This window comes from Acinetobacter sp. YH12063, from assembly GCF_013419715.1.
In the GTDB taxonomy this organism is placed as follows: Bacteria; Pseudomonadota; Gammaproteobacteria; order Pseudomonadales; family Moraxellaceae; genus Acinetobacter; species Acinetobacter amyesii.
Map to the genome: position 1 here is coordinate 121001 of NZ_VOZO01000004.1, position 12965 is coordinate 133965.

Below are 12965 nucleotides of genomic sequence, written 5' to 3' on the forward strand. Positions count from 1 at the left end.
TTATCTACAGACTCCAATTAAGTTATGCTTTACAATAGCGCGCGAAAATCATGTTTAAAAATTAGGTTTTCTACCTTGAAAGCTTTATGTTTAGGCCCCATTGGTGCATCAGGTAAATTAAATGTCGAAAAAGCAAGACATCATTAACGTTGCGCTCCAACTCTTCAATTCTTATAGCTATAACTCGATTGGTATAGATCGAATTATTGGGGAATCGGGCGTTGCTAAAATGACGTTTTATAAATATTTCCCCTCTAAAGCCAAATTAATTGAAGAATGTCTCGTGATTCGAAATCTTAATTTACAGGAATCACTTGAAGCTGCTATTGCAGAATGTGATCCAGAAGACCATCTTTCGCATATTAAAACCATTTTTGCTTGGTACGATGCTTGGTTTCATACTGCAGATTTCAATGGTTGTATGTTTCAAAAAGCAGTAGAAGAAATATCTAAAGTTTATCCTTCGTCATTACAACCTGCGATCGATTATAAAGATTGGCTCAAATCAAAACTAAGTACTGCCTTACAAAATCTGGGCATTCAGCAAACTGAACAACTAGCTGCATTTCTGAGTAGTATTTTGGATGGCATGACCATCCAAGCCCAAATTGACCCCAACCAAGTGCATTTAGCAGATTATTGGAAGCGAGTTGAAACCTTAATTCGTTTGGAATTGGCTGCTTAAAAATTTGTTTGTAGGCATTTAGGTTTTAAATCTAGCGACGACTTATTTGTATTGATTAACAATCAATTTTTTCACATGACTTAAGATTCTAAGAAAATAAAAAGCGCGATTATTTGGGGTAATCGCGCTTTGCTGACAATTGTGCGTTCAAATCATTCACTTTGTTAGCTTAAGTCAATGATTTGATTTTCGAACGTTTTATACGTTTTCTCTCATTTATATTTTTACCCTCTGAATGCTAAATTCATTCGGTTTTTGCAGCAAAATAGACAGACTTGTCTGTTTTTTTGAATTATAGGGGATCTTAGGTGAATTACAAGACAGGAAAGAAAGGTTTGTGTGTTTTTTAATCTAGCTTAAGTTTAAATTAATCCACTATTTTTAAAGATAATATTAAAAAATTGATCATTAAGCTCGATGTTAATTAGACGATAAAACTATTTTTACAGTTGCGTGCATGACGCTGTTCGTTGGGTGCAAGTACATGGTCTAAGACCATTTGGTGAATATTTTATATGCAAGAAGTAATTAGTGAGTGGATTCTCCGCTTTTTATTTTTAAGTGAATTTTTGAATCGTGGATTTTACATAACGAAACATCTTCTATGGTTTTAAGCATTAAGTTTATTGATGAATTTGACTAAACTAGCAGCAAAATTATTTCCATGATTACAATTTAGAATTTTTATTATGTTAGGCAAAATATTTGCTGTATTAGAACAATTGGGTCTATCCGCCCAAAAACGTGCCATTCATGTGCAATTTTCCAACCCTGCGTTGAATGAAGAGCTTTTTATTCAACGTATTGATGGGGAGCATATCTTAAACCAAGGCGTACAAGCGACTTTGATTTGCCTATCCACCAATGCACTTATTCCACTAAAACAATTTATTGGCGCACAGGTTGCCGTTGATCAAGTGACCGATCAGGGCGAACTCTTCCGTACCGCCGGTATTATTACCGAAGCCACCCAAGGCCAGAGTGACGGTTCACTCACGCTGTATAAACTCACTTTAGAAGATGCAACATCGCTGTGGCATAAACGCAGGAACAGCCGTGTGTTTATGAACAAATCTGTTCGCGATGTCAGTGAAACTCTCTTTAAAGAATGGCAAAGCAAAAGTCCGCTTTTTGCTGCCAGTCTAACGCTAGATCTAAGCGGTTTAGGCCAAAACTATGACGTTCGACCTTTCATCATGCAGTCGAATGAAAGCGATTATGACTTTTTAACCCGACTTTGGCGCAGTGAAGGCATTAATTGGCTCATCGATGAAGCACAGTTGAAAGTGCCGCATTCCTCAGCGCCAATTGAAAAACAAAAACTCCGCCTGATTGATGACAATAGCCAATATCAAGCACTCAGCCGTCGTAGTATCCGCTTTCATCGCTCTAGTGCCACAGAAAAACAAGACAGCATCACCAGCTTGATCGGTGAACGTAGCATTCAACCGACTGCGGTCCATGTACAGCGCTGGCAAGCCGATGGACTGAGCCAAGAAGAAGGCGCAGGCTCAGTTCAAAGCAAACATCAGCATAGCCAAAGCCAAGACAATGCCAGTTTAAGTTTGGAACAAGCATGGCATATCAGCCCTGCATGGATGCAAGATTTAAAAGGTGAAGACCAAGCTACGGCTTCATCTAACAGCCAGATTGAAAAATTGAATCAAAACCTAACGCGCTATCACGAGCTACAATCGAAAAAATTCAATGCACAATCGACCGTGCGTGATACCCAAGTGGGTTATTGGTTTGAATTGAATGAACACCCAGAAATCGATCAACACAGTGGTGCAGACAAACAATTTTTAATCACAGAAAAAAAATTCTATAACCAAAATAACTTACCTAAAGACCTCTCTGAACAAGTCAATCAACTGATTGAACAAAGTCAGTGGAACATTAAACCCATCCATGAACAGGCCGAGCGTCAGGCCAATCAGCTCACATTACAACGCCGCAATATTGCGACGGTTCCTGAATATAACCTACTCGAACACCGTCCAAGCACCCATCCGCAACGGGCTAAAGTTGTCGGGCCAAGTGGTGAAGAAATACATGTCGATGAATGGGGACGAATCAAAGTTCGTTTCTTATTTACCCGTGGAGATGACCACAGCCATGATGGCGGTGCAGGCAGTAATGACAATGATACGGACTCTGCATGGGTAGATGTGCTTACCCCATGGGCAGGCGAAGGCTATGGTGCACGTTTCTTACCGCGCATTAATGAAATCGTGGTCATCGATTTCTTTGACGGTAATATCGACCGACCATTTGTGGTGGGGCGCATACATGAAGCACAGCGCAGTCCGACCCAATTTGATAGTAAAGGTAAACTGCCAGACACCAAAAAACTGGCTGGGATTAAAAGTAAGGAAGTCCAAGGTGAGGGCTTTGGACAACTGTGCTTTGATGACACCACAGGACAAATTTCGACACAATTACAAAGTACCCATGGTGCTACCCAGCTCAACCTAGGGAACCTCAGTCATCCCAAAGAAACCTCAGAAAGTGAGGGACGAGGGGAAGGCTTTGAACTGAGAACCGACCAATGGGGTGCTATTCGAGCTGGTAAGGGATTATTGATTAGTTCTGCGAGTCAAGAAAACGCCAAAGATATACAATTAAATATAAAAGAGTTGTTAACGCAATTAAATGAATCTATAGAAAAACTCAAAAGTTTAGAAAAAAATGCTCGAGTAAGTAAGGCTTTCCAAGATGAAAACTATCAAATTAGTAATGATTTGATTGCTCAAGTAGAAAATAGTCTAGAAAAGTTTGAGCATCCTAATATTCTGCTTAGTACTCCTCAGGATTTTGTTTCTGTAAGTCAAAAAAACCAAACTCATGTTGCTAAAGAAAATATAAAAATTATATCGGGTCAACAGTTAGATATAAATTCAAATGGTGAGTTTACTGCTCATGCTGCGAAGGGATTAAGCTTTTATACTCAAGAAAAAGGTATAAATATTGTAGCGGCTCAAGGTGAAATTAAAGTTCATGCGCAAAATGATCAAATTGATCTAGCATCTCTCAAGGATTTTAAGATCATGAGTACTGAGAATTCCATTACGATTGCAGCCAAAAAAGAAATTATGCTGACTTGTGGTGGGGGGTACATAAAAATAAAGACTGACGGTTCTATTGATATTAATAGTCCTGGGCTCGTTGAGGTTAGGTCTGCTCAAGCACAATTTGTCAAAGGTACACGTCATAATTTCCAGCTTCCTAATATTTCTACGAAAATATGTATTCCCTGTTTAATTGATGCCGCTCGAAAAGGTTTACCGTTTGTGTATAGGGAAATATAGGATGGACATATTACAGTTATCAAAGAAAATTAGTGGTGAAGAATCTAAATATAATTTCTTCCTGTTGATTGATGCAGCTAAAAATTATACTTATATGCGCCATTGGCTTACTTTAAACTATGATAGAAATATCAAATATATAGGTAATTTATTCGATGGAACTGTTGATGATTCTACACCATTAGAATTTTCCCCTTTATTGTTGAATTTAAATAAACTAAATAATCAAAAATTTATTAATGAACTTGTTATAGAAGAAAATTTAGGAATGTTTTCGATATTGAAAACAAATCTATCGAACCAAGAATTGATCAAACATTTTCAGCCATTCTTACAAGCAGAATTACCATCCGGCGAATTAGCATTGTTCAGATTTTATGATCCTTCAGTTATCAAATCATTAAATCGACTATTAGATAAAAAAAATTTAGATATTCTGTTAGAACCTATTGATGGTTGGTGGTATCAAGAAGTATCTGGTGATTTCAAGTTATTGGAGAGGATTTAGAATGGTTATCGAATTTACTAAAGAACAGCTTGAGGAATTTTCTGCAGATCGTGAAGAAAGTCTAGCCTTGTGGAACTGGAATCGGCTAAAAAACACTTATAGCGAACTGGCGATAAAGTATTTTAATAATAATGAAGATAGTGGGCTAAAATTCCTGATTACTGCCCAAACAAAAATTCGAAAATATCTGGTAGGAATGGAAAATCATGCTGACTATGACAAATGGAGAGCGGCTTATGGAGAACTATGTTTTATTTTGAATAAAAATAATTTAGATGATGATCCATGGAATCGCAGTTTATTAATAAATAGATTATTTCCACCATTTCTTGCAATTGATATCTTAGCTGGAGTTTTACAAAGCTCTTTAAATTCTTCAGATAGTCAAAAATTCTATGAAGCATTGGAGAAAAAATCGTGGCAATAGCGGCTGATGCAGCAGATATTTTTGGTGGTTGGGGGACAACTGCTGAAAAAGCTGCTGAAAGAGCAGGAACTGCAGCTAAAGTAGGAGCAAGAGCAAATCCTATAGGCGTAATATTAACTGGAATATTCACTCCATCCCCATTAGGAGATGGAACAATTACAGGCATGCTCAATCAAAGAATTGATCTGGCTGAAGAGGATATCGATAATAGTCGTTCGGGTATAACTCAAGAGCAAAAAGATCAAGCATTGGCAGCAAGTAAAGCGAAATCTAAGGAACTTGAGAGATCTTGTAATAGTTCTAATAAGGAGTGTAAGAACGAACAGCATAGTGGTCGTATACAGGCGCAGAATGCAAATAGAATGATTGTGACTGCAACTGAAGCAGGTAGCGTTTGGACAAATCACCCTTTTCCACCGCCTCTAGTACTATGTAAGCAATATGCACTTTCCATGCGTATTGCCATGCTAAAATTAGAAGGTCATAGCAAACCAGATACTAAAATAAAAAGTCCAGTTGATTATCACAAAGGTGCAACTCAAGCCTATAAAGCAATGATCGCTTGGATGGAAGCGAAGACACCATATGGAGTTTCTGTAGGTAAACATTCTTTTAGTTTTGCAGGTCGTCATTTTACTGGTGTTATTCCACCAGATTTTGATGCTAGAAGAATGGATATAGATATTTTGAAGGGCGAAATATTAAAAGGTTAAATAATGACGAATATAGAAAAGATAGTTAATTTTTTTAAGGATCACCCAAAATTTCCATTTTTACAGTGGGATAGAGAATATGACGATTATTGTAGTATGTATCTTTGTTTAAAGAATATTTTAGAAGCATACATACCAAAAGAGCAGATTACAGCTTGGTCTGCTGCAAATGAATACTCTGATTTCAGAAGAAATCCAGATGGAGAGGTATATTATCCTTTGACAATTATTAATGATGCTATCGAAATAGTAATTCACTTAGGAATTTTAAAAGAAAATAAAGATGGTTTAGTCGATGTGAATTCATCAATTCAAATTAGTAGAGATGACAGATGGGGGGATCGTTGGGAAAATAATGCACCTGAAGATGAATGGTATAATGAAGTGGCGATTATGCTTGATCTGAACAATGCTGAGTCATTAAGAAAGACAGATTTTATCTTAAAGACAATTGTTCAAAAAAAACAAACTTATCATGATTTATTAAAGTTGAAAGATGGAACTCTATAAAAAATTAAATTAATTTTTAGTTTTGAAATATATCTTTAAATTATCGATAAGTTTCTTTTTAATAATTAGGCTATCTAGATTCAAGAGTTTGATGTGTGCTGAAATCACAGGACACTTCCACTTGGGAGATTCTAGGCAGCCAACTCGTAAAAGTCCTCTGTCATTTGATTTGGTGTCTTAAAACTCAGTCCTTTCTGGATTCTCTTCTGATTATAAAATAGCTCTATGTATTTTGTAATATCTGCTTTGGCTTCTCCCCTTGTTTTGTAGTTGCGATGGTGAACCAACTCGTTTTTGAGTATTCCTCAAAAGCTCTCAATCGGGGCATTATCGTAACAGTCTCCTTTTTTGCTCATTGAACCTTGAAATCCATATTTTTCAAGCATGTTTCGATATTCATGACTGCAATATTGGTTTCCTCTGTCTGAGTGCACAATTAGCCCATGTGATGGTTTGTGATTGCGAATTGCCATACTCAGCACATTGCAAACTAGTTGCGCTGTCATTCGCTCACTTAAGCTATAACCAACGACCTGTCTAGTACAAAGGTCTTTTAAAGCAGCTAAGTACAACCAACCTTCAGCTGTCCATATTTATGTAATATCACTTGACCATGCAAGATTAGGTTTGGTCATTAAAAACTCTTGTTTGAGTAAATTGTCATAGATCGCTCGATTATGATCACTGTTCGTCGTTCTTTTAAAACACCTATGGCGCTTACAATACAGCTGATTTAGCCTTTTTATACAACGGACTGCATACTCGCTAATTGGGATGCCTTGTGACTGTAAATACCTCGTTAAGCGAATATGACCATAACTTTCTTTAGTTTCTTGATGAGCTATTTTGACTAAGATCGTCTGCTGATTTCTTTGAACAACTCTTTTGCTCATGCCTCGTTTTAACCAGTCATAAAAATTTGAAATTGAAACTTTGAGCAGTCTAGCCATCATCGTTGTTGGATAGGTGTTTTTGTTCTCTTTCATGTAATCGTACCTTACTGATGGTCCTTGGCAAAGTACGCTGCTGCTTTTTTTAGAAATTCTCTTTCCATTTCCGCAGTTTTGAGTTGCTGTTTGAGTTTCTTATTTTCTTCGAGTAGAGCAACGAGATCAGGCGAATATTGTTGTGTGCCTATAATGTTCCAGCTTTTGCTTTGTTGTACCAATTTGAAAGGGTCTGCATTGAAATACCAAGCTGTCGAGCAGTTTCAGAGACATTTCCTTTATTTGATTCAATAGCTTTAATTGCTTCAGCTTTGAATTCCACTGTATAAATCTTTTGTTTTTTGCTCATGGTAAACTCCTAATGAGTATGTGTAGTTTACCAAGTTAAAGTCTCCGTTTTTATCAGCACTCATCAAAAGAACATTCTACTCATAAAGCTACAAGGGTTTGGACTGATAAAGACATTAGTATCGTTGTTAATAATAAATAATTGGAAATTTATTTATGTTGGAATTTAAGTTTAATCGTAGACAACAATTTTTAGATGAAAGTTACTATAAGTCTACGAGGAGTGAACTTGTCAGTGCTATAGAAAGTTTTCTAAGTGAATCAAATAATGATGAAGATATCGAAGCAGGATGGGTCGACTCTTATTCGATAGCATCTAGGTATCAGTTTGATTTGTTTATTTTGGATTATACTGCTGGTAAACCAATTGAATATTTACGTTTAGAATTCGATAAAGTAATTGAATTATTCAAGGTACTTTCTATAAAACAAAGAGCCTATTATAAAGATAATAATTTTAGTGTTTTTGATATTGAAATTTTAGATGACTATTGTGTATATGTATGGATTATCAGCCTTTGTTATTTATTAAAAAGAACTGACTTACTACCATTGGTAGCTAACTTTGTTGATGGAGAGGATCAAGAAAATGGAGGAAAAGATTGGATTGTAGAGGAATTTTTGGCTTTTAATGACGATAACCGTTTTGATTGTTCAGATGTCCTTTTTTCAAATCCTTATTTTGAGTTATCCAATGCATTTGTGACCCAAGATAATAAAGTTTCATTCAAGCATTTAAACAAATTTTTAAAAAAATGGTATAAAGATTTATCTGGAGCTCCATGGCATGATACCCATAAATCAGAGGGTGGATATTATGGATATTGGGCTTTTGAAGCAGCTTGTGCTGTTATTCTATTAGAAATAGAAAATGATAAAGAATTTCATGAATACCTCTATTATCCTAAAGACTTAATAGAGTTCTATCGTACATTTAAACCTAGTAGTGCTGAAATTGACCTCCTAACTAAATATCAAAAAGTATCAATTCAAGCAGGTAAAAAATGTCCTCAATCAGGTTATTGGTTCAGTGTAGCCAAGGAAAACACTCGTAAATACTTTAAACAAGGGGAAATATTCCCTGATTTTGAAAGTGATTGGGGGGATGTATATTGGCAGTTTGACGGTGAAGAATAAGTGAAAATATGCCCTTCGGGGCAGTTTTTGGGCATAAAATGGATTTAGTTAATATAAAAAGACAACAATTTCTTACACCTCAAATGTATGAAACATTAAAGGCGGAAACTCTGAACACTATTGAAACTTTTAAAGTAAATCCTACAGGTGTTGGTGATTCAATAGAAGAAAGATGGGTATACTCTTATGCTATCGTAGCAGAGGACTATTTAAATCTGCTTATATTGGAATATACAGCTGGCAATAGTTTACCTTTTATTAGAAGCCAAATTGAAATAGTTATTGACTATTATGAGCAATATGGAAGTAAATTAAGAAGTTATCATAAAAATATAAACTTACCAGTTTTTGAATTATTTACTATTGATGGCTATTGTCCATGTATTTGGTTAATCAGTTTGTGTTATTTACTCCACCGAAAGGATTTGCTACCTAGAGTTGCGAAATTAATTGACGGAGAAATGAGAGAAAATGTTGCTCAAGATTGGCTAATTGAAGAGTATTTATCTTTTTCAGATGAAAATAGATATGATTGTTCAACAGTATTAGTACCAAAACCTTACTTATTATTATGTGAAGCCTTTTCAAATCAAGATAATGAAATTTCTTTAGCTTTTGTCCGTAAGTTTTTAAAGAATTGGTACAAAGATTTATCAGGTGCGCCTTGGCATGATACTCATAAATCAGAAGGTGGCTATTATGGATACTGGGCTTTTGAAGCAGCGTGCGCTGTTATTCTGTTAGAGATAGAGAATGATACTGTCTTACATGAATACTTATATTACCCTAAAGATTTGGTTGAATTTTATCACAAATTCAAGCTCAAAACTTCAGTAATAAATTTTCTTGAAAATCATAATAAATTTTCAATTAAAGCTGGGGAAAAATGTCCTCAACAGGGTTATTGGTTTACAGTTGCTAAAGTGAACTCACGTCAATACTTTAACTTGGGAGATGTTTTTCCTGATTTTGAAAGTGATTGGGGCGATGTGTATTGGCAGTTTGATGGTGAAGAGTAATTTATGCCTTCGGGACTTGATAATATTGGATCTCTAAAAAAAGAAGTATTAATTAAAAGAATATTTTATGAGCACAGCACAAGTTTATTTAAATGATGAGGAAATAGAAGAATTAGTTCGAGATATTCCTCTTGATACATCAATAATTTATGGGGAAGAAAAAAAAGAGTTCGGAGTTTGCCCTTATATTACATTTTATATTGATCAAAAAAAAACAAATGCGCAAGAATTTTTGATAAAAGTAATTGATATTTATGAGAAATTTGAATTCGAAATAATTGATAAGCCATTTCATTTAAGATTTCGATGTGATACTGAAGTTTGGAAAAAGGCAATTTCATGGATTAGAAGTCGTGAAGAAATATCAGCTGAAATGGCAAAAATTTATAAAAAATATTTCATTTACTATTTAGGTGCAACATCTGCACAATCTCAAGATCAAAGTCCACGTTGGGCTTTAAGTGCAAAGATTAGAGACTCTAGTGAGCGCTATTCTAGTCTAAAATTAACTTTTGGTGATCAATGGTATAGATCCAATAAAGATATTTGGTACTCATTTGTTCAAAAATGTCTAGAAATGCTTAACCCAATTCAAGCATATAGTGGATATGAAATTGGAAACACAAGTCAATTTGCATTTGTTTCTCCTGAATTTGAAACAGTTGAACGGACTTTCACGGATTATTTTTACGGGCTCGATATTGATCATCCTGGTATGGAGTTTTCTCATGAAAATATGTTTATTGCAGAAGATCGGGATGGTTTAGGTGGCGGTATTCGTACCCCAACATGGTGCTTTTTACTTTCTCCCTACTGGCTAGAGAAACTAGGCTTGAGTGAAGAACAAATTCGTGAAAAACTGGATGATCCACGAATTGAAATTACTAAAATTATAGACCCAGAAGATTCAACAAAATACAGCTTATGGATACGTTTGGGAGAGCTTTCACTTTATCCAGTTGAAGAAGGTGTTCCTGATTTATTGGTGATGGCAAATGAACTAATTAAACCGATACGTTGTGATAACTTAAAACTGACCACTTTAGATGCATGGTCAGATGATCCAAATCCACGTTTTGATGCGGTCAGTTCAAAGCAATGGATTGCACGATTTGATGAAGACAGCACTTGGCCTGAATTAAAACGAGTGAAAGTTGAAGTTCAAGAACCAGAAAGAATAGATATTGTTATTGCCGGTAGCCCATGTCCTCACGCAGGATATTGGTATACTTTTGCTAAAGAAAACTCACGTCAATATTTTAAACAAGGTGATATATTCCCTGATTTTGAAAGTGATTGGGGTGATGTGTACTGGCAGTTTGATGGTGAAGAATAAATGGATGTCCTTAGACGCTTGTTCATTTAAGCATGCCACAGAAATTCCAATCCAAAGGTCTAAAAAACAGAAGAAAAGCTATAGTGGCAAGAAAAAGAAATACACCTTTAAAGTACAAGCCATCATTCATTATAAAACTCAGAGAATTCTGAGTTTATGCGCTGATCGAGGTTCAGTACATGATTTTGAGCTCTTTAAACGCAACTTTAATCAGATTCCTATAGGGGGCTTTTATCCTCGCAGATAAGGGTTATCAGAGAATTTATGTTGTATATGTGAATAGTCTGTTGCTATCAAAAGCTAAACGTCACTGTAAGTTAGATCCTGAACTTAAAATTTATAACCAAGAGATCAATAAAAGAAGAATTGGGATTGAGCACATATTTGGTTGCCTTAAAACCTTTAAAATTTTGGCTGAGCGTTATCGAAATAGAGATAAAAGACTGGGATTACGATTCAATTTAATTGCTGGGGTTTACAATATGGAGTTGGATAAAAAATGATTTATGCAAGAGGTCTAATATATTTTTAAATTCACATAATATTTATTTCTTTACAAATAAAAACATTTTGATAGAATTTAAATTAAGTATAAGTAATGTAAGTAATTTCTAAAAATAAACTGGATATTTTAGAGATTTTTAGCAGAGGGTGTAGTGAAAATAATTAAATTTTTAGTCGTAGGTGCTGTGTTGTTAATTACTGGGTGTAGCTCGAAAGTTGTGACCTATGATGCAACTGGTCAGGTGATTGGATCATGTAAAGCAACACGTGGTTTACTTTCGACTGCCAGTGCCCATTGTGGTGGCTCAGGCAATGCGATTGGTGTGAATTACAATACAGTGGATGCCAAGACTGGACTATTACCAGTACCACCAAGTCAAAATCAGATTAATTTAGCACCGTAAATAATAGAGGGGAAATATTGTGAAATTATCAGCACTTATTGCATTAGTAGCAACGGTTGTACTGACGGGTTGTGCATCGACGGTTACTACATTTGACTCACATGGTCGTATGATCGGTTCATGTAAGGCGGAAAGAGGTTTTATTATTGGGGGGGGCGCAGGTTGTTCAGGTTCTGCAAACCAAGAAGGCCGTGGACGTTAATTTTTTCGTGATGATAGCAATAAAAAACCGAGCTAAATAGCTCGGTTTTTTGATCCAATATTATTGGAAATAATAAGAAATCTTATTTTTCAACGAATGCACGTTCGATCACGTAGTCGCCTAGAACGCCCATCTTAGGAGATTCTTTCAGGCCGTGCTGGTCAAGCAGGGCAGCAACGTCGTCTAGGAATGCAGGTGAACCGCAAAGCATTGCGCGGTCAGTTTCAGGGTTGAAACGTGGAAGACCAATTTTTTCGAAAAGTTGACCAGATTCAATGGCAGTAGTTACACGGCCCTGAGTATGGAATTCTTCACGAGTTACCGTAGGGTAGTAAACCAATTTTTCTTTCGCGCCTAATTCACCAAAGAATTCGTGGTTAGGAATTTCATCTAAGATTAAATCTTGATAAGCCAATTCCGAAATGAAACGTGTACCATGTACAACGATGATTTTTTCAAAACGTTCGTAAGTTTCAGGGTCACGAATTACAGAAAGGAACGGTGCAAGACCTGTACCTGAAGAAAGTAGGTATAAGTTTTTACCAGGGTTTAAGTCATCTAGAACCAACGTACCTGTAGGTTTTTTAGATACTAAAATTTCATCGCCAACTTTTACTTTTTGTAAAATAGACGTTAAAGGACCATCTGGAACTTTAATAGAGAAAAACTCTAATTCTTCTTCATAGTTTGCGCTTGCAATAGAATAAGCGCGCATTAAAGGCTTACCATTTACTTCAAGGCCGATCATCACAAATTGACCGTTTTTAAAACGTAACGCAGTATCGCGAGTGGTTTTAAAAGAGAATAAAGTGTCATTCCAATGGTGGACGTGAGTAATCTTTTCGACGTTAAAAGCAGCCATTAAAGGTCTCAATAAAATTATCAAATTAGAACAGCTTACTATTCTAATCTAA

Annotated in this window: 14 protein-coding genes and 1 pseudogene; 13 read left to right on the forward strand and 2 right to left on the reverse strand. The window is 35.7% G+C overall.

Going from position 1 to position 12965, the window contains the following annotated elements; translation table 11 throughout:
• The first annotated feature begins 121 nt into the window (after positions 1-121).
• The 6 genes from FTU12_RS05895 (at position 122) to FTU12_RS05920 (ending at position 6154) form a co-directional block, all read left to right on the forward strand.
• Positions 122-685 carry a TetR/AcrR family transcriptional regulator gene (locus tag FTU12_RS05895; RefSeq protein WP_168379321.1) on the forward strand — a complete coding sequence of 188 codons (564 nt, stop codon included), beginning with the start codon at positions 122-124 and terminating at the stop codon, positions 683-685.
• A 689-nt stretch (positions 686-1374) separates the two neighbouring features.
• Entirely contained in the window at positions 1375-3996 is a 2622-nt protein-coding gene (locus tag FTU12_RS05900) for a type VI secretion system Vgr family protein (protein ID WP_180113959.1), read from the forward strand.
• Position 3997: 1 nt separating this feature from the next.
• Positions 3998-4504, forward strand: a complete 507-nt coding sequence (locus FTU12_RS05905) for a DUF4123 domain-containing protein (RefSeq protein WP_111885353.1) — start codon at positions 3998-4000, stop codon at positions 4502-4504.
• Between the two features lies 1 nt (position 4505).
• Positions 4506-4931, forward strand: coding sequence for a hypothetical protein (locus FTU12_RS05910; RefSeq protein ID WP_111885352.1), 426 nt, complete (start codon positions 4506-4508; stop codon positions 4929-4931).
• Positions 4922-5644, forward strand: a complete 723-nt coding sequence (locus FTU12_RS05915; protein WP_180056089.1) for a hypothetical protein — start codon at positions 4922-4924, stop codon at positions 5642-5644. The genes FTU12_RS05910 and FTU12_RS05915 overlap by 10 nt, the downstream gene beginning before the upstream one ends.
• A gap of 3 nt (positions 5645-5647) precedes the next feature.
• The gene (locus FTU12_RS05920; protein WP_111885350.1) at positions 5648-6154 is read left to right on the forward strand and encodes a hypothetical protein; all 507 of its coding nucleotides are present in this window, start codon (positions 5648-5650) and stop codon (positions 6152-6154) included.
• A gap of 131 nt (positions 6155-6285) precedes the next feature.
• Here FTU12_RS05920 and FTU12_RS05925 read toward each other — a convergent pair.
• Positions 6286-7450, reverse strand: a pseudogene (locus FTU12_RS05925) (IS3 family transposase).
• A 155-nt stretch (positions 7451-7605) separates the two neighbouring features.
• Here FTU12_RS05925 and FTU12_RS05930 point away from each other — a divergent pair.
• The 7 genes from FTU12_RS05930 (at position 7606) to FTU12_RS05955 (ending at position 12051) form a co-directional block, all read left to right on the forward strand.
• Positions 7606-8586, forward strand: coding sequence for a PoNe immunity protein domain-containing protein (locus FTU12_RS05930; protein WP_180113960.1), 981 nt, complete (start codon positions 7606-7608; stop codon positions 8584-8586).
• Between the two features lie 38 nt (positions 8587-8624).
• Positions 8625-9605, forward strand: coding sequence for a PoNe immunity protein domain-containing protein (locus tag FTU12_RS05935; RefSeq protein ID WP_180010880.1), 981 nt, complete (start codon positions 8625-8627; stop codon positions 9603-9605).
• Between the two features lie 67 nt (positions 9606-9672).
• On the forward strand, positions 9673-10941 hold the full coding sequence (locus FTU12_RS05940) for a type VI immunity family protein (RefSeq protein WP_180113961.1): 1269 nt from the start codon (positions 9673-9675) through the stop codon (positions 10939-10941).
• A 4-nt stretch (positions 10942-10945) separates the two neighbouring features.
• Positions 10946-11188, forward strand: a complete 243-nt coding sequence (locus FTU12_RS16645) for a transposase family protein (protein ID WP_218952797.1) — start codon at positions 10946-10948, stop codon at positions 11186-11188.
• 28 nt (positions 11189-11216) lie between these two features.
• Positions 11217-11444 (forward strand): transposase, encoded by a 228-nt coding sequence (locus FTU12_RS16350; protein ID WP_257245643.1) that lies wholly within the window; start codon positions 11217-11219, stop codon positions 11442-11444.
• 153 nt (positions 11445-11597) lie between these two features.
• The gene (locus FTU12_RS05950) at positions 11598-11849 is read left to right on the forward strand and encodes a hypothetical protein (protein ID WP_180010878.1); all 252 of its coding nucleotides are present in this window, start codon (positions 11598-11600) and stop codon (positions 11847-11849) included.
• A 19-nt stretch (positions 11850-11868) separates the two neighbouring features.
• A complete protein-coding gene (locus tag FTU12_RS05955; protein WP_180005252.1) occupies positions 11869-12051 on the forward strand; it encodes a hypothetical protein in 183 nt (60 codons plus the stop codon).
• 82 nt (positions 12052-12133) lie between these two features.
• Here FTU12_RS05955 and FTU12_RS05960 read toward each other — a convergent pair whose 3' ends face one another.
• Complete coding sequence (locus FTU12_RS05960; protein ID WP_078189109.1) at positions 12134-12913, reverse strand: ferredoxin--NADP reductase; 780 nt, start codon at positions 12911-12913, stop codon at positions 12134-12136.
• Between the last annotated feature and the right edge of the window lie 52 nt (positions 12914-12965).